14 protein-coding genes and 1 pseudogene are annotated in these 16849 nt (G+C 59.1%); 4 read left to right on the forward strand and 11 right to left on the reverse strand.

Annotated elements, in window-relative coordinates:
- Positions 1–204 precede the first annotated feature (204 nt).
- Both HPT27_RS19110 and HPT27_RS19410 read left to right on the forward strand, forming a co-directional pair.
- Positions 205–1431: pseudogene (locus tag HPT27_RS19110) on the forward strand (hypothetical protein); the annotation flags it as partial.
- A 183-nt stretch (positions 1432–1614) separates the two neighbouring features.
- A complete protein-coding gene (locus HPT27_RS19410; RefSeq protein WP_235951104.1) occupies positions 1615–2283 on the forward strand; it encodes a prolyl oligopeptidase family serine peptidase in 669 nt (222 codons plus the stop codon).
- Positions 2284–2552: 269 nt separating this feature from the next.
- Here the strand turns inward: HPT27_RS19410 and HPT27_RS16635 are convergent, their stop codons facing one another.
- The 4 genes from HPT27_RS16635 to HPT27_RS16655 all read right to left on the reverse strand — a co-directional run bounded on the left by HPT27_RS16635 (position 2553) and on the right by HPT27_RS16655 (position 5208).
- Positions 2553–3131 (reverse strand): NADPH-dependent FMN reductase, encoded by a 579-nt coding sequence (locus HPT27_RS16635; protein WP_211198083.1) that lies wholly within the window; start codon positions 3129–3131, stop codon positions 2553–2555.
- A gap of 243 nt (positions 3132–3374) precedes the next feature.
- Positions 3375–3764: an OsmC family protein gene (locus HPT27_RS16640; protein ID WP_172245873.1), complete on the reverse strand. Its 390-nt coding sequence runs from the start codon at positions 3762–3764 to the stop codon at positions 3375–3377.
- A 277-nt stretch (positions 3765–4041) separates the two neighbouring features.
- A complete protein-coding gene (locus HPT27_RS16650) occupies positions 4042–4437 on the reverse strand; it encodes a DoxX family protein (protein WP_172245875.1) in 396 nt (131 codons plus the stop codon).
- A gap of 69 nt (positions 4438–4506) precedes the next feature.
- A complete protein-coding gene (locus HPT27_RS16655; protein ID WP_172245877.1) occupies positions 4507–5208 on the reverse strand; it encodes a pirin family protein in 702 nt (233 codons plus the stop codon).
- Positions 5209–5407: 199 nt separating this feature from the next.
- Here HPT27_RS16655 and HPT27_RS16660 point away from each other — a divergent pair, with 199 nt between their 5' ends.
- Together HPT27_RS16660 and HPT27_RS16665 are read left to right on the forward strand one after the other, a co-directional pair.
- Positions 5408–6334, forward strand: a complete 927-nt coding sequence (locus tag HPT27_RS16660) for a LysR family transcriptional regulator (protein WP_172245879.1) — start codon at positions 5408–5410, stop codon at positions 6332–6334.
- Positions 6335–6661: 327 nt separating this feature from the next.
- On the forward strand, positions 6662–7816 hold the full coding sequence (locus HPT27_RS16665; RefSeq protein ID WP_172245881.1) for a hypothetical protein: 1155 nt from the start codon (positions 6662–6664) through the stop codon (positions 7814–7816).
- Positions 7817–7873: 57 nt separating this feature from the next.
- On the opposite strand, the gene HPT27_RS16670 is transcribed toward HPT27_RS16665, so the two are convergent.
- The 7 genes from HPT27_RS16670 to HPT27_RS16700 form a co-directional block, all read right to left on the reverse strand.
- Complete coding sequence (locus HPT27_RS16670) at positions 7874–8635, reverse strand: SDR family NAD(P)-dependent oxidoreductase (protein WP_172245883.1); 762 nt, start codon at positions 8633–8635, stop codon at positions 7874–7876.
- Between the two features lie 259 nt (positions 8636–8894).
- Positions 8895–10601, reverse strand: a complete 1707-nt coding sequence (locus HPT27_RS16675; RefSeq protein ID WP_172245885.1) for a BatD family protein — start codon at positions 10599–10601, stop codon at positions 8895–8897.
- Positions 10601–12529, reverse strand: coding sequence for a VWA domain-containing protein (locus HPT27_RS16680; protein ID WP_172245887.1), 1929 nt, complete (start codon positions 12527–12529; stop codon positions 10601–10603). Before HPT27_RS16680 ends, HPT27_RS16675 begins: the two co-directional genes overlap by 1 nt.
- A gap of 78 nt (positions 12530–12607) precedes the next feature.
- Positions 12608–13612 carry a vWA domain-containing protein gene (locus HPT27_RS16685; protein WP_172245889.1) on the reverse strand — a complete coding sequence of 335 codons (1005 nt, stop codon included), beginning with the start codon at positions 13610–13612 and terminating at the stop codon, positions 12608–12610.
- Positions 13605–14150: a DUF4381 domain-containing protein gene (locus HPT27_RS16690; protein WP_172245891.1), complete on the reverse strand. Its 546-nt coding sequence runs from the start codon at positions 14148–14150 to the stop codon at positions 13605–13607. The genes HPT27_RS16685 and HPT27_RS16690 overlap by 8 nt, the downstream gene beginning before the upstream one ends.
- Positions 14150–15082: a DUF58 domain-containing protein gene (locus HPT27_RS16695; RefSeq protein ID WP_172245893.1), complete on the reverse strand. Its 933-nt coding sequence runs from the start codon at positions 15080–15082 to the stop codon at positions 14150–14152. Before HPT27_RS16695 ends, HPT27_RS16690 begins: the two co-directional genes overlap by 1 nt.
- Positions 15083–15610: 528 nt before the next feature.
- A complete protein-coding gene (locus HPT27_RS16700; protein WP_172245895.1) occupies positions 15611–16570 on the reverse strand; it encodes an AAA family ATPase in 960 nt (319 codons plus the stop codon).
- Between the last annotated feature and the right edge of the window lie 279 nt (positions 16571–16849).

A 16849-nucleotide genomic window follows, 5' to 3' on the forward strand; every position in this document is an offset into this window, starting at 1 on the left:
AGGGTGCGTCTTGACGCACCGAATGTTTCGGATGACTGACCGTAGCCGAGAAGTCTGGCGCTGGTTCAAATTATCCATCAATCGGATCTGTCGCGAAATAGACACGCCTATTGGGTTCCGCTAGGCTCGCGCCAAGACGAAAATTCTTCATGGAGAGAATGCATGACTCGGTTGAAATCGATAGCGCCATTGCTGGGGGTCGTCATGATTACGGCTAACGCCGCCTCGCTGCCGCAGCCGCCGGTCGCGGCTACGCATGATTATGTGGTCAAAGCCCCTGCCGGTGAACGCCACGATCCGTATTACTGGTTGCGTGATGACAGCCGCAGCAAACCGGAAGTGCTGGATTATCTGCGCGCTGAAAACAGCTATTACGATGCCGTGATGGCGCCACACAAGGCGCTCGAAGACAAGCTGTTCAATGAGATGGTCGGCCGCATCCAGCAGGATGATGCGACGGCACCGCAGCTGGACCGTGACTACTGGTACTACACCCGGTACGAACAAGGCAAGGATTATCCAATTGTCGCGCGACGCAAAGGCGATATGAATGCGCCGGAACAAGTGATGCTCGACGGCAATGTACTGGCCAAAGACCTGGCCTATTTCCATCTCAGCACCTGGGAGGTCAGTCAGAACCAGCAGCTGCTGGCATACACGGTCGACAATCAGGGCCGCTACCAGAACAACATTCGCATTCGCGATTTGAGCACCGGAAAAGATTTTCCGGAAACGATTACCGGGGCTTCAGCCGGCATTGCCTGGTCGGCAGACAACAAGAGCTTTTTCTATGTTGAAAATGATCCGGTGACGCTGCTGTCGTTCCGAGTCAAGCGCCATGTGGTCGGAACCGAGCCGGACAAGGACGCGACGGTCTATGAAGAGCAAGACAAGAGTTTCTACACATCGGTGTATCTAACCAACGATCATCAGTACATCGTGATTGATCTGAGCAGCACGGTGTCGAGCGAGCAGTGGCTGATTCCGGCAAATGCACCGGACAGTAAGCCGGTGCGCCTTGCGGCTCGTGAGCGGGACTTTGAATACAGTGCCGGTCATATTGGTCAGCGCTGGGTGATCTGAACCAACTGGCAGGCACCCAATTTTCGCATCATGACTGTCGATGACGGCAAGGTCGGTGTTCGCGCCAATTGGCGCGAACTGGTCCCGCACAATGATCAGGTATTTATCGAGGAATTTTCGCTATTCAACAGCAACCTCGTGATTGGCGAGCGTAGCGATGGCTTGCGGCGTTTGCGCATCTTGTCATGGCAGAAAGGTGAGCCGCGTTATATCAAGATGGACGAAGCCACCTACACCGCCACTCTTGACTCCAACCCGATGCAAAGCAGCGATTGGTTGCGTTACAGCTATACCTCACTGACCACGCCAACCAGCATTTACGAACTGAACCTGAAAACCGGCGAACGCCGTTTGCTGAAGCGATATCCGGTGCTCGGTGGCTTTGATCCGGCCAACTATCAAACCGAACGGGTGTGGGCGACTGTTCGCGACGGCAGCAAGGTGCCGGTGTCACTGGTTTATCGTAAAGGTTTCAAGCGTGATGGCAGCGCGCCGATGCTGCAATACGCCTATGGCTCGTATGGTGCGTCAATGGACCCGTATTTCTCAGCCGCGCGCTTGTCGCTGCTGGATCGCGGTTTTGTTTACGCCCTTGCCCACATTCGTGGTGGTCAGGAAATGGGCCGGCGGTGGTATGAGAGCGGCAAGCTGCTGAACAAGAAAAACACCTTCACTGATTTCATCGATGTCACCGAATTTCTGGTCAAGCAGCAGTACGCAGCAAAAGACAAAGTGTTCGCCAATGGTGGCAGCGCTGGTGGTTTGTTGATGGGCGCCGTTGCCAACATGAAACCGGAGTTTTATCGCGGCATCATTGCGGCCGTGCCGTTTGTTGACGTGGTTACCACCATGCTCGACGAGAGCATTCCGCTGACCACCAATGAGTTCGATGAGTGGGGCAATCCGAAAGAAAAGCCGTATTACGACTACATGCTGTCGTACTCCCCGTATGACAACGTCAGCCGTCAGGCCTATCCGGCCATGCTGGTCAGCACGGGCCTGAACGACTCGCAGGTGCAGTATTACGAGCCGGCCAAATGGGTTGCCAAGCTGCGCGCGATGAAGACCGATAGCAATCCGCTGTTGTTCCGGATCAATATGGAAGCTGGCCATGGCGGCAAATCCGGTCGGTTCCAGAAGCTGCGCGAGACGGCCAAGGATTACAGTTTCATCTTGGCCCAGTTGGGGCAGAAGCCTTGAGTCAGCCTTTGCGATGAGATGTGCCGTTGTTGGTTAGCTGGCTTCACCCTCATCCAACCTTCTCCCATCAAGGGCGAAGGCTTTCAAGTCCTCTCCCTTGATGGGAGAGGATTTAGGTGAGGGTGATGCTCGCTACGGGTTTTGCTGCACTCAAACCATTGCTACATTCAGACTTTCTGCTTTCGAACCTTTCTGCTTTCAAACAAAAGGGACCGCGCGGTCCCTTTGTTTTTCAAACACGAATTTTTTGTACCGTGCTGATGCAGTGATCAGCCAGCAAGCCGACCGTTCGCCAGCTGTATCATCGCTGCCGCCAATTTCTCCAGCCGGGTTTGCTGCTTGCCATCGACAAAGGCTCCGCTGTCATCGAAGGCCGTGTCGGCATTGGTGACGGTCATCATATCCGGCCAGGTCAGCACACCGAGCCGGCTGACGATATCGCGCAGGTGATTCAAGCCGCGAACGCCGCCAAAGGGACCGGGCGACGCTCCCATCAATAACGCCGTTTTGTCTTTGAACGGGACCATGCCGCTTTCACTGCCATCTGGTCGCGACAGCCAGTCGATGGTGTTCTTCAACAGCGACGAGACCGAGCTGTTGTTTTCCGGCGAGGCGATGATCAGTGCCTGATGCGATTTGAACAGTGCTTTCAGTTTTTTGCCGTTGTCGGGGATGCCGGAGGCGGCCTCGTCGTCGCCGTGATAGACCGGCATCGGGTAATCATTCAGATCAATGTAGGTGACCTCGGCGCCGGCTTTGCGGGCCGCTTCGGCGGCGAGTCGGGCGAGCTTTTTGTTGAGCGAATCGCGACGGGCGCTGCCGGCGAAGACCAGTACCTTGATTGTCATAGTCATACTCCTTGTAACGGATGTCTTGCCCGGCTTTTTAGCTCCCCTCCTTGTCAAGGAGGGGCTGGGGGTGGTTGAGCTCAGAAGACACTGTTCTACCCGACGAGAATGGTCACTCTTTCAAGCTCTGCAACCACCCCTAACCCCTCCTTAGAAAGGAGGGGGATCAAAGGCACTGTCCGTGTCAGTTTTGTGCATCATCTCGTGGGTCTGCAACACGATCATTCAGTTCAGGCTCCCGCGTCATTCCGTCAACGCGGTATCAATCACAATTTTACCGCTCAGAATTTTGTGGATGGGGCATTTGTTGGCGATGGCGAGCAGTTGTTCGCGTTGGCTGGTGTCGAGCGCGCCGACCAGGCTGATGCGCCGTACCAAGGTGGCGGTGCCATCGGCAGATTGTTCATCCATTTGCACCTGCACATCTTCCAGCGGCCAGTTCTTGCGCTTGGCATACATGTGCAGGGTCAGCGCGGTGCAGCTGCCGAGCGCGGCGCCGAGCAGGGCGTGCGGGTCCGGACCGGCATCATCGCCGCCGAGTTCAACGGCGACATCACTGAACCATTGATGCTGGTTGTACTGAACTTGTTGTTTCAGTTTGCCATCGGCAGCTTTGCGAACGGTGACGGTCATGGTGCTGTCCTGTGGGTCGGTTGAGCTGAGTATGCCGTTGATGAGTGTGTAGTGGGGCGGCGAGTAGCGAACTGCGTCTCGTAGATTACCCCCTCCCGGCCTCCCCCTTCACAGGGGGAGGAGTTTTTGCTCCCGCCCCTGTGAAGGGGGTGAAGTGAGGAATTCAAAACAGCCCTAGTGGGCTGTTTTGCTCACTGAACGACAAACGCACTGCGTTTGGCCGAACGGGCCGGGGTGGGGTATTTGTCGCTCGGTGTTGGCACCGAGCGACGACAGCTTATTTGCGTTTATCCAGCGAGAACGCACCGGCACCGTATTGGGTGATCAGCAGCAGACCACCGGCGATGGCCAGGTTCTTCATGAACATGATCATCTGCATGACGTCTTGTGGCTGCAGGTGATAAATGAAGGCAGCTACAAGTGTGAATCCTGCGAGCAGGAACGAAACCAGCCTTGCCTGAAATCCGATGAGCAGGAGAATTCCGCCGCCCAACTCCAGAGCAATGGTCAAAGGCAGCACAATTGATGGTAGCCCCATTGGAGTGATCATGTTTTCGAGGTACCAGCTGTATCCGCCAATTTTGCCGTAACCGGCCCAGATGAATATTGCAGCAAGCAGAACACGGCTCGCGAGGTTGAAGTAAGGCGAAAGTTTGTCAAACAGGGCGTTCATAACAGGTTCTCCGATGAAAGGGTGAGTAAACGTTCGTTAAGCGTTGCAAGTGTGTTTTGGGTAAAAATTTTAAGCAGCCAAATCAAACAACAGCACTTCAGCGGCCTGGCCTTGTTCCAGCCGAAGTTGTTTTTCCTCAATCAGTTTCAGGGCATCACCGGCCTGCAGGCGCTGGCCATTGACGGTGATCGCACCATCGGCGACATGCAGGTAATACTGGCGCCCGGTTTGCAGGGCGCGGGTCTCCTGTTCGTCACCGTCAAACAAACCGGCGGCAATCACCACATCCTGATGCACTGTGACAACATTGTCGCCACCGTTGCGGGCAGCAATGACGCGCAGCCTGCCACGCTTTTCACTGTCCGGCACGCTGACCTGTTCGTAACCCGGTTGCAGCCCGGACCGTTCCGGAAAAATCCAGATTTGCAGAAAATGCACCGGCTCTTTGTCCGAGGCGTTGAATTCGCTGTGGACCACGCCTGTGCCGGCGCTCATGCGCTGGACATCGCCACGGCGAATCACCGAGCCCGTGCCCATCGAGTCCTTGTGTTGCAGGCCACCGGACAGGACATAGCTGATGATTTCCATGTCGCGGTGCGGATGCGGGGCGAACCCGCCCTTGGCAGCAACGGTGTCGTCGTTCAGCACCCGCAGCGTGCCGAAGCGGACATGCTCGGGGTCCTGATATTCGGCGAACGAGAAGCTGTGCCAGCTGTTCAGCCAACCATGGTCGGCGTGGCCGCGGTCGGCGGCGGGGCGTAGCGTGATCATCATGCCTCCTTCAAATTTACTGCTGGTGTCTGGCTTGCCGGCTTCAGCCTGGCGGGCCAGTCGCGCTTGGGATGGGAGGCATCTTAGGCCCAATCCGCCCGGAGTAGGCTGAAAGGATTTGAGCGCAATGTTCAGATACACTGAACAAGAACTGTTGACTCAGACCGCCCAAGCCCGAACCGTCCCGGAGCCCAAGACCATGAAACTGACCCTCGATGCCCTGCTGGTGCTCGATGCCATCGACCGCAAAGGCAGCTTTGCCGCTGCCGCCGACGAGATGAACCGGGTGCCCTCGGCGGTGACCTATGTGGTCCGCAAACTGGAAGAGGATCTGGATGTGCTGCTGTTCGACCGCAGCGGCCACCGCGCCAAATTGACCGTCGCCGGTCGAGAGCTACTCGACCAGGGCCGGCAACTGCTTACCGCCGCCGGCGATCTGGAATGCCGGGTCAAGCGGGTTGCCACCGGCTGGGAAACCGAGCTGCGCATTGCCTACGACACCGTGGTGCCGATCGAATCGCTGTACCCGCTGCTGGCGCGCTTTTACGCCGAAGGTCACGCCACCCGCATTCGCCTGCAGGAAGAAGTGCTCGGCGGCGCCTGGGAAGCAATGAAATTCGGCCGTGCTGATCTGGTGGTCGGCGCCTCCGGTGGCGTGCCATCCAGCGCCGATTACAAAGCCATTCCGATTGGCGAGATCGACATGGTGTTCGCGGTTGCGCCCAGCCATCCGCTGGCCAAAGTCGCCGAGCCCATTGCGCTGTCCGAATTGCAGCATCATCGCGTAGTGGCCGTCGCCGACTCCTCGCGCAATCTGCCACCACGCAGCTTCGGCATACTCGACGGCCAAGACACGCTGACGGTGCCGACCATGCAGGCGAAAATTGCCGCCCAGATCGCCGGGCTCGGCGTCGGCAATGTGTTTCGTCATCAAGCGCAATGCCATTTGAACAGCGGCGCACTGATCGAGCGCACCGTCGAACGGCCCAAGCCGGTTGCACCACTGTATTTGCTGACGCCAAAACGCTCGGATGGTAAAGCTTTGCAATGGTGGGTTGAGGCGCTGAGAGATCCGGTGTGGTGGCAGAGCTGGACGGCAAGTGCGGCAGCGGCCCCGGGGCGCTGAGGTTTTCTCCCTCCCCCGCGAGGGGGGTGAAGTAGGGAATTCAAAACAGCCCCAATGGGCTGTCTTGCCTACTGAACGACAAACGCTTTGCGTTTGGCTGGGCGGGCTGGGGTGGGGGGAATTACGAGATTGCGTTTGCCACTTGATTGAGTTGCGTATTCTGATGGCGTTGGATCTCACACCGGCAATCAATTTTTCAGCAGCACGTCATTGAGTGGCATAATGTGACAGCCCTGCTTTACCCTTTTAATCTCTATCTAATAATTCGCATTGTTCAATGCCTGCTAATTCACTATCAGTACAAATTAACTAAGGATGGTTTGATTCATGAGGATAGTCACTTGGCTTGGCAGGTTGTCTGGGTTGGTCTCTTTTCTGCTGCCGACATTCCTTGCGCATGCTGAGGTCAATGGTGGTGTTCAGGCTAAAGACGTGCCATTGGTTCTGGCGCAAGTCAGCTTTGATCCTGACTCGGCAGGTAACTACCCGACGAAAATAATAAGCCCTCGTTTTTTGTTGGATGGCAAGAGCTGGCTTGCGCTAGAAGTTCCATTGAGCCGAAAAGACTACGGCGATAAACGGGACGCAGATATTCCTTCAACAACCGCAGACTTGCCGCTGTTTCCGCGTACGTGGATAACGTTTGACCAGAGTCTTCGCATCAGTTTGGATGTGTTGTCGCAGGCGGTGTTCAAGCGCGAAGCTAGCTTGATTAGCAACTGGTATCCATTTCTTCCGGCAAACCAAGGAGTACCCAACACGGCGGAGCTGCTTGCGACAGGTGCCGCACAAATTGTGCGGTCGTGCAGCCCCGGTTGGGTCCTTGATGCGGTGCCCGCACCGGATACACTTGTTCGTAAAATGGGCGGCTGGGCGAGCAACCAACCCATTCCCACGGCGGTGGCACAAACGATTACGGAGAGTGATCTACCGGAAAAGGTGCGGCTGATGTTCCGCAATGCCTTTACCGAGGAGGAAGCGTGGCAATTGAAACGCTGGTCTGTAAATGCGGTGGACAGTTGGTCGGGGAGGGAGCAGGAGAGGATACCGGCCAGCCTCGAAATTTTACGCGCGCGGCCTGTTCATTCTTGGTTGGGACGCTCTCTGACGTTCCCAGATGGCACCACAGTATTTTCTTTCGAGGTCGTAAAGACCTATAAGGATGCACTCCCGGAGGTTTGCGATGAGAATGCCTTTTGCCGGGCGGCTGAATTGTGCGACCAAGCCCCTACCACGTTTCAGGGCTTTGGCTTGCAAGCTTCAAACGGAATGGCATCGATGCTGGAAATGAAATCCTGGTATGGCAAATGCGGGGATGGAAATCGGCCTGGTGCAGATAAAATTCTGAGCGCCGGCTTTGTCTGGCAAGGGAAAAAATATTTATTGGATTTAATTTATGGATTGGAGTCGAGCGGCACGTTGCTTTACGAGCTCGACGGCAATAAATGGGTTGAATTGTCGAGGCAGGGAAGTGGCTGTTAGTCTGCCATGGTCTTGCATAGCGAAAAAAGGGCGCCATCGGCGCCCTTTTTATTTACGTCACTGCAACCGCGCCGCCCCATCCAATCGCAGCACCGTGCCATTAAACATCCCATTATCAATAATGTGATTCACCAACGAGGAAAACTCATCCGGTTTGCCGAAGCGCGGCGGGTAGGGCACTGATGCGGCCAACTGGGCGCGAATCTCGTCGGTGACATTGCCGAGCATTTGGGTGTCGAACATGCCGGGCGCGATCGCCATGACGCGAATTTTCAGTGCAGCAAATTCCCGCGCCAGTGGCAGCAGCATGCCAACTACGCCGGCTTTCGAAGCACTGTAAGCGGCCTGACCGAGCTGGCCTTCGAAGGCGGCAATGGAGGCGGTGTGGATGATCACGCCGCGATCTTCGTCATCGCTGACGGTGTTGTTTTGCATATGGCGGGCGGCTGCCTTGGTCAGCAGGAACGCGCCAATCAAATTGATGTTGATCACTTTCTGGAAGAACGCGGCTTCCATCGGACCTTTCTTGCCGAGCACGCGGCCATTGCCGAGGATGCCGGCGCAGCTGACGGCAACGGTGATCGAACCGAACGCTTGCGCGGCGGCATCGACGGCGGCGTCGACTTGTTCGGCATTGCTGATGTCGCAGGCAAAGAATTGGGCATTGCCGCCCAATTTGGCGACGGCTTGCGCGCCTTGTTCGGCATTGATGTCGAGCAGGGCGGCTTTGCCACCGCGAGCGATGATCGATTGCGCGACGGCAAAGCCGAGGCCGCTGGCGCCGCCGCTGATCACGGCGTGAAGGTGTTTGACGGGCATGGTGAAAGTCCTGGCTGGGAAGGTGGTCGCGGCTCGGGTTTGCTGCTGTCTCCCGATGGCATGGCGCGACGGAATAGCGAATCGGCGGTCATTTTAGCAGGCCGATTCGGTCGGCCGATATGTGCGCGGCAACACCGCAGCCGGCCCGTTCGCAAAAGGCGCTGGTGGCGCCGATGCGGACCGACCGAAACTCCCGTCAAATTGAAGCGCTGGTCGCGTGACGCCCGGTTGCGGTTGCGGCGGTTGCAGCGGCGGCGGCTCAGGCCGCCGGGTACAGCGGCGGCAACGCGGCGGCTGTGTTCTTGCGGGTTTTGCTGCTGGGGCGCAGCAGTTGCGGTACCAGCGTCGCCAAGCTGTCGCCTTGCCAGCGCTGGGGCGGCGGCCCGTACAGCGCGTGGTTGAGCGCGTGAATAGCAGCGGCAGCGGCACCTTCATGCAACTCGGCCAATGCGCTGAGGCTGCTGCTGCCGGTCAACTGCAACAGGTGGTCGCGGGCGGCGTGCGCATCGTGGCGTTTGCAGGCGTCGACCAAGGCTTTTGCCGTGCTGGCATCGTGTTGCGGAGGGGTAGACGGCGCCGCCGCCGCAACGCTTGAATTTCGTCGACGGGAAAACCACCACAGCGCCGCCGTCAGCAGCCACAACAGCGCAAACAGTGCGGTCAACCACGGCCACCAGCGTGCCGTGTTATCGCTGACGATGGCGGCGCTGGCCACCGGTTCCGGCTGATTGACTGCCGGTGTGGCCACGCTGGGCGGAACCGGTTTGGTTCGTGCGGCAGTTGCGTTGACCGTCGCGCTACTGGAATTGCCATTGGCGTTGGCGGCTACGCTGATGTGATGTGCAGGCAACGTCGCTTGCTGCGCGCTGCCATCGCTGAGCCGCCACCACGGCAGTGTCAGCGTCGGCGTGTCCTGGCTGCCGGGTTGGGTTGGCACCAGGGCAAATTTTTGCGTGCGCACCGTGCGCACGCCGCTGGCGATCACTTGCACGTTGTCCTGCGGCTGATCCGGGTACACCCTCCAGGATTTGTCGGTGCCAGTGCCAGTTCCGGGCAGCAGCTCCGGCAATTGTGCCGGCAGCACGCCATCGGCGGTCACGGTGACGGTCCAGGTCAGCGGTTCGCCGGCGCGATACGGGCCGTCACTGATCGTGTCGGTCAACTCCACTTGCTGTGCCGGCAGTCCGGCATCGGCGGCGGTTGGTGTGCGCACGTCGATTGTGATCTGCTGGGTTTGCAAACTGACCGGCTGGGTTTCGTTGAACGCGCCAAACAGTGACAGTTGCCGTTCGGCACTGACGTCGCCCTGAAACCGGATGGGATCAATGACCAGTTCGCCCGCCTGCTGCGGGAACAGCGCGTAACGACGTTCGATCACCATGTAGCTGACGCCGTTGACGGTGGTTTCGTATTCGCTGTCTTCGCCCAGTTTTTGCACCAGCGCATTGGCTGGTTTCGGGTCCGACATCTGGGCAAAACGCACCGGCACATTGCGCAGCAATTGCACGGTCAAAATGATTTGCTGCTGCGGCAGCACCGATTTCTGATCGACGCTGGCTTTCAACAACAGCGGCTGATTGCCGGTGGCGGCGGCTTTGCTGTCGGCGGCCAGCACAGTCACGGAAATCGGATCGGCCTTGTCCTGTCCGATGCGCAGGGCCGGAAAAACAAATTCGCCCGGCTGCCGCGCCACCAGGTTGTAGCGCCAGGTTCGGCTGGCCTCGATGCGGCCATTGATGATCGAGCGCGAGCTGATGGTGTTGCGCCGGATCATCTGCACGCCATCGGGCAAATCCAGTCGCGGCTCGTCGGCATCGGCGTCATCGCTTTTGACATCAAGCGTAAAGGTTTCGTTGACCCGAACCGGATTGCGGTCGAGGCTCATGCTGAGTTCGGCAACGGCCGCACGGGACCATGCCGTGGTCAACAGCGCAACGAGCACGAAGGCTCGAATGGGACGGGACACTACCATCGCTGCTCCTGATCTTGCTGCTGCGTCTCCTGACCGCGACGCAGGTATTCCAATTTCATTTTCCGGCGTAACAGGCCGCCCGGATCCTCCGGCAATTGCTTCAGCTGAATCGGCATCGGCCGCTGGTTGGCCGGTGGCGCCTGATCGTCGCTTTCGGCGAGCGCTTGCGCCTGTTTGGCTTTGTCGTCAGCGGTCTTGCCGTCCTTTGCTTGAGCGGCCTTTGCCTGTTCCTGTTTCGACTGCTCTTGCTTTGACAGACTCTCTTTTGCCTGTTCTTGCTGCGCCTTGCTGTCGCCGTCCTGCGAGTTGCTTTGCTCGTTGTCTTTAGTGCCGTTTTGCTGACCGGTTTGGCTCTGATCGGCTGGCGAGTCGCTTTGCTTACCGTCGTCGCCCGGTTTGGACTGGCCGTTCTGTTGTTGATCAGATTGCTGCTGACCGGATTGCTGTTGTGACTGTTGCTGTGACTGTTGTTGTTCGGACTGCTGTTTATCCGACTTTTGATCCGACTGTTGCTGCCCGGATTGTTGCTGCTTTTGCTGCTGGCGCAGCTTCTCGACGGCCTCGCGGTTTTCCTTGGCCGCAGTAAAGTCAGGTTTCTGTTTCAGGGCGGCGTCGTAGGACGCGATAGCGTCATCGAGCTTGCCGGCTTTGGCGAGCGCATTGCCGCGATTGTATTGGCCGTTGGCGTCGCTGCCATTGAAGCCTTCGGCTGCCTGAGTGAAATCGCCTTCGCGATAGTGCGCCAGCGCTCGCCAGTCAGGATTCTTGAACGTCGCGGCGGCGGCTTTGGCATCGCCACGAGCCAGCTGTGCGGCAGCTTGCTGATCAGCGGTTTGCCACAAGTTTTTCCAAATATTGTCTGGCCACCAGCCAGCTTCGCTGCGCGGGCTGGCGGTCAGCATGGCCAGCAGACAAACCGGCAACAGGCTGCCACGGCGAAACGCCAACAGCACGATCAACAATAGCGGCAACACCAGCCAGGCACCGGCGTCTTCGCGCAGGCTCAGCGCGCCGTCGACGCGGCGGGTGGCGCCGGCAAAATCATTGCGATCAAACTGCAGGGCCTGCCAGTCGCTGTCGTCGGCTTGCAGTGTCGTCAGTTTGCCGTTGACGCGGTTGACCACCGTTTGCAGCGGCGCCAGATCCAGCGCCGCCAGCACCACCTTGCCGTCGCGATCGGTCAACAGGTTGCCGGCACTGGTACGCACCGGCGCACCTTCCGCAGTGCCAACGGCAAGCACGCCCAGTTGCATGTGCTGATCGCGCAGCACCTCGACAACGCGATCAACCTGATCGGCTTCGATGCCATCGGTCAGCCAGAGAATTTCGCCACTGTCATGGCCGGCGTCGTGCAGCAATTGCACCGCACGTTGCAGCGCCAATTCCGGCCGGTTGCCGCTGACCGGCAGCAGACCGGTGCCAAGCACCGGCACCTGGCTCGCCAGTGTCCGGGCATTGGTCGCGAGCGGCGTCAGCACATGGGCGCTGCCGGCGTAAACGATCAAGGCTTGTTCGCCATCACGCTGGCTGTTCAGGGCATCGAGCAATTTCAGTTTGGCGCGCGCCAATCGGCTCGGTTTGACATCATCGGCATTCATTGATGGCGACAAATCAAGCACGTACACCCGGGCGTTGTCGCGCTGAAACAGCGGTGCGTCCTGACTGCGAAAACTCGGCCCGGCCAGTGCCAGCGTGCTCAGCAACCACGCCAGCGCAATGCCGATCAGCGGCGCCCGCGACGGTTTGCCATCACGACCTTGCTGCAGCAACACGCGCAGCAAATGCGAGTCGATAATGTCCTGCCAACGACCAGCGCCGGCCTGCCGACGCAGCAGCAGCCAGATCACCACTGGCAGCGGCAGCAAGGCCAACAGCCACCACGGCCGCAGCCAGACAAAATCTGTGAGCGAAAGCCAGTTCATCACTGCACTCGGTACCCTTGGTTCATGAGAATCGTTTCATGGGAATCGGTTCATTGGATTAGGTTCATAAGAATCTGCTCATGTCGCGGCGCGCCGTGGCGGCCACAGCAACACCAGCCAGCGCCATAGCGCCAAGGCAAATGCCAGCAGCAAGGGCCAGTAAAACAAGGCTGTTTGGGGCCGCACCGCATCGGCATCGCTTGCCGCCGGTTCCAGTTGATCCAGCAGCTGATAAATTTGCGCCAAGGCGTCTTGATCGCGGGCGCGGAAGTATTCGCCACCGGTCGCACTGGCGATGGCTTTCAAGGCGTCTTCATCCAGTTCGGCGGAGGGATTGACCCGCCGTTTGCCAAACGGCCAGTCGTTGACCACCATTTCATCGGCGCCAACGCCGATGGTGTAAACGGTCACGGTCTCGTCTTTTGCCAAGGTCGTTGCTTGTTCCGGCGTCAGCGAGCCTGCGTTGTTGGCACCATCCGTCACCAGGATCATCGCGCGCCGTTTTGCCGGACTGTCATGCAAATGCTTGAGCGCCATCGCCATGCCGTCACCGATGGCGGTGCGTTGGGCGCCGGCCAAACCGATCTCGGATTCGCTGAGAAATTGCCGGACGGTTTTCCGATCAAAACTAAGCGGCGCCTGCAGATACGCGCGTTCACCAAACAGCACCAGTCCGAGCCGGTCACCGGTGCGCCGTTCAATGAATTCGCCGACCACTTGTTTCAACACATCCAGCCGACTTGCTGGCGCACCGTTGAGCGGCAAATCGGTGGCTTCCATGCTGCCGGAAACATCGATGACCAGCATTAAATCACGCCCGCTGCGTGGCTGGCTGATCGGTTCGCCGACCCAGCGCGGCTGTGCTGCTGCCAGCACCAGCAACAGCCAGATCAGCCACAGCAACAAGCGTCGGCGCGGATCGCGGGTCGGCTGTTCGCTGTTGGCCAGTTGTTGCCAGCGCGAGAAAAACGGCAGCCATAACGCACTGCCCTGCAAGGCCGGATGGCGGGCGCGGATCAGCAGTGGCAACGGCAGCGCCAGCAACAGCCAGGGCAAGGCAAAATCAAAACCGGACTCAAGCATGTGGCACCTGTTTCACGGTCGCTAGACTTTTTTGCGGTTGTTGCGGTTGTTGCGGTTGTTGCGGTTGTTGCTGTTTTTGTTGCTGCAGCCAGCGCAAGCAGGGCTCGAACGGTGGTGCGTCGGTGTCGAGCTGCGGCGCTTGATAGAACTGGCCAAGCAGAGCCACGCTGGCGTCGTTGAATGCACCGTTGCCGGTGCGCAGCAAAAATGCCTGCCACTGTGCGCCGCTCAATGCCGCGGTGTCGTCGTTGGGATAACGCCAGCGCGCGGTCCGCTTCAGCAGCGCCGAGAGTGCGGCCGTCGCGGCGCGGTGATCGCGGTGTTGTTGCCATTGCCGCTGGACTTCCGCGTGTTCCTGCAGTGCTTGCCGCAGCGGCGCCAGTGCGCGATGGCGACGCAGCAACCAGCGGATCAGCAACGTGCCGGCGACGATAGTCACGACCAGCAACAGCCACCAGCCCGGCGCCAGCGGCCACCAGCCAATCGGCGCCGGCTCGATCACGTCATGCGGCAACACCAGTGGTACCGGAGTCGTCATCACGCGGCCTCTTCAAATTGTTTGAGGCCGTGCGCCAGGCCGTCACTTGCTGACAAGGGCAGGCACAGCACGCCTTGCTGTCGGCAGAACTGCAACAGATGGCTTTCGATGGCGGCAAAGCGTTGTTGATACTGTTGGCGCAGCGATGTGTCACTGGTATCGAGCAGCAAACGTGCGCTGCCATCGGTGCCGAGATAGTGGCCGGGCGGCGGCAGTTCGGCTTCCAGTTGATCGTACAGAGGATAAATGCGCAGCTCATTGTGCCGGGCCAGCCACGACAGCGCCGGTTGCTGCGCTTCACTGCACGAGGCCAGATTGACGAAGGCCTGAATCTGGTAGCCGTGCAGCGCCTGCGCCCGCAGCGTCTGCCATTGCCGATTGAGCAATTCGTCGCTCGCCAGCTCGCCTTGCTTGTTCGACCGCAATTGCTGCTGATGCGCCTGCACCAGCTGATGCAGCACATGCACCGCCAACGAGCGCCGATGCGACGGCGTGAATTGCTGGCCACCGTGTTCCGAATACAGCCGGGCGCCAACCCGATCGCCACTGCCCAAGGCCCGCCACAAGGCCCGGGCAAACAAGCGCGCTGCCAACACGCTCTTTAGCGCATGCCGGCTGCCAAAAAACATCGGCAAGCTTTGATCCAGCAACAACAACACCGGCCGCTCGCGCTCGGCGCGAAACACCTTGGTGTGCGCCTTGCCAGTACGCGCCGTCACCCGCCAATCCATATGGCGAATCTCGTCACCCGGCTGATAACTACGGGTCTCGTCATAATCCATCCCTCGACCTTTCAACCGCGTCCGGTACTGGGTTCCGCCCGGCGAATCAACGTAACGCGGTGTGGTGGCGTGACGCGTGCGCAGCTCCAGCTGCAGCAGCTCTGCGAGAGTCAGTTCGACGCCTTGGATCGGTGAGGTTGGAGTGCTCATATGAATTTGGGGATGCTCGATAAAGCGCGTAGCGTGCAGTTATCGCCCGTCTGACGAGCCGAGCAACGTAGCGGAGTCTGGGTTAACAGCCCGTAGCGCGGGCGAAGGGGCGAGGCAGGAGGCCGAAGCCTTTTCTGACTGCACAGGGATGTGCTGTCAGAAAAGCCCCAGAAGGAGCGAAGTCGCGCAGGGGACCGCGCGTTGTTGGCGCGGCGAGGAATCGGGCATGTTTCTTTGGTGACTTTCTTTGCGTCAAAGAAAGTCACTCGCCCGCCGGGGCGAGACCCGGCAATGGTGGCAGTCGAACAACTCATTTCGCGCACAAACAGCCCCCTCTCCCCAACCCCATTGAGACATGGCGCTCTGCCATGTCCCCTTCGGGCAGCCGCGCTGTCCAAAATCGCTCCCTGCGATTTTGTCCCACAAAGGGCGAGGGGCTAAAAGCGGAATCGCGAGCAAGCTCGCTTCTACAACGGAGCAAATTGCGATCGCGGCTAAAGCCGCTCCCACAACCAACAGCCGCCAAGATCACGGTGCCGCCACCAACGTCACCAATCGCGCAATTACATGCTCGGCATCAATGCTCTCCGCTTCCGCTTCATAAGAAAGCAGCAAGCGATGCCGCAACACATCGGCCAGCACATGCTGAACATCATCGGGGCTGACAAAATCGCGGCCCGACAACCACGCCTGCGCGCGAGCGCAGCGATCTAGCGCGATGGTGGCGCGCGGGCTGGCGCCGTAGGCAATCCAGCGGGTCAAATCGGCGCTGTAGCGGGCGGCGCTGCGGGTGGCCAGCACCAGCTCGACAATGTAGCGCTCGACTTCGGGCGCCATATACAGCGCCAACACGTCATCGCGGGCGGCAAAAATCTCGTGCTGACTCATTTGTTCGTGGACGACAGGGGCATGTTGCTGCGCTTCGCCACGGGCGAGTCGCAGAATGGCGAGCTCGCTGTCGGCATCCGGATACGACACTTTGACGTGCAACAAAAAGCGATCGAGCTGCGCTTCCGGCAACGGATAGGTGCCTTCCTGTTCGATCGGGTTTTGCGTGGCCATGACCAGAAAGAGCCGTGGCAGCGCATAGGTTTCGCCGCCGACGGTAATTTGCCGTTCGCCCATCGCTTCGAGCAGTGCCGATTGCACCTTGGCCGGCGCCCGGTTGATCTCGTCGGCGAGCAGCAGGTGGTGGAACAGCGGTCCGCGCTGGAACACGAAGCTGGCATCCTGCGGCCGGTAGATTTCGGTGCCGGTCAGATCGGCCGGCAGCAGGTCCGGGGTGAACTGGACCCGGTGGAAATCAGCCTCGATGGCCTCGGCCAGCGCCTTGACGGCGCGGGTCTTGGCCAGGCCCGGCGCGCCTTCGACCAGCAGGTGGCCATCGGCGAGCAGGGCAATCAGCAATTTGCGATTCAGGTCGGGCTGGCCAATGACTCGTTGGTTGAGTTGGGCCTCAAGGGCGGCAAAGCGGTCGCGTAAGCTCATGGGTCGGCTATCTTCTTGTTTGCAACTGGTTGTTTGTAAATGCGGTTTTGCAGTGCCGCGATTGTAAACGGGCCGATTCGACCTGTCCGGGAAACGAAATATCCCTTACAACTCTGGCTGATGATTAAACGGCCGTTTGAAACCGACCGGCGGATCGCTACAATCCTCCGACCAGTAATACCACCCGGCCACAGCCACCGTTGTCCCGCCGGACCACAAGAGCCCCATCAGGAGCAGCAAATGACTCATACCCCAGTGGAAAGTCCGGTTCGGCGCAAA

It is taken from the genome of Permianibacter fluminis, from assembly GCF_013179735.1.
GTDB classification, from domain to species: domain Bacteria; phylum Pseudomonadota; class Gammaproteobacteria; order Enterobacterales; family Permianibacteraceae; genus Permianibacter; species Permianibacter fluminis.

Excerpts from the sequence above, each read along its gene's own strand:
- HPT27_RS19410 (WP_235951104.1), top strand. The coding sequence starts at position 1,615 with ATGGACCCGTATTTCTCAGCCGCGCGCTTGTCGCTGCTGGATCGCGGT.
- HPT27_RS16690 (WP_172245891.1), bottom strand. The coding sequence starts at position 14,150 with ATGACGACTCCGGTACCACTGGTGTTGCCGCATGACGTGATCGAGCCG.
- HPT27_RS16680 (WP_172245887.1), bottom strand. The coding sequence starts at position 12,529 with ATGAACTGGCTTTCGCTCACAGATTTTGTCTGGCTGCGGCCGTGGTGG.
- HPT27_RS16640 (WP_172245873.1), bottom strand. The coding sequence starts at position 3,764 with ATGACCGTCACCGTTCGCAAAGCTGCCGATGGCAAACTGAAACAACAA.
- HPT27_RS16685 (WP_172245889.1), bottom strand. The coding sequence starts at position 13,612 with ATGCTTGAGTCCGGTTTTGATTTTGCCTTGCCCTGGCTGTTGCTGGCG.
- HPT27_RS16635 (WP_211198083.1), bottom strand. The coding sequence starts at position 3,131 with ATGACAATCAAGGTACTGGTCTTCGCCGGCAGCGCCCGTCGCGATTCG.
- HPT27_RS16650 (WP_172245875.1), bottom strand. The coding sequence starts at position 4,437 with ATGAACGCCCTGTTTGACAAACTTTCGCCTTACTTCAACCTCGCGAGC.
- HPT27_RS16700 (WP_172245895.1), bottom strand. The coding sequence starts at position 16,570 with ATGAGCTTACGCGACCGCTTTGCCGCCCTTGAGGCCCAACTCAACCAA.
- HPT27_RS16695 (WP_172245893.1), bottom strand. The coding sequence starts at position 15,082 with ATGAGCACTCCAACCTCACCGATCCAAGGCGTCGAACTGACTCTCGCA.
- HPT27_RS16660 (WP_172245879.1), top strand. The coding sequence starts at position 5,408 with ATGAAACTGACCCTCGATGCCCTGCTGGTGCTCGATGCCATCGACCGC.
- HPT27_RS16655 (WP_172245877.1), bottom strand. The coding sequence starts at position 5,208 with ATGATCACGCTACGCCCCGCCGCCGACCGCGGCCACGCCGACCATGGT.
- HPT27_RS16665 (WP_172245881.1), top strand. The coding sequence starts at position 6,662 with ATGAGGATAGTCACTTGGCTTGGCAGGTTGTCTGGGTTGGTCTCTTTT.
- HPT27_RS16670 (WP_172245883.1), bottom strand. The coding sequence starts at position 8,635 with ATGCCCGTCAAACACCTTCACGCCGTGATCAGCGGCGGCGCCAGCGGC.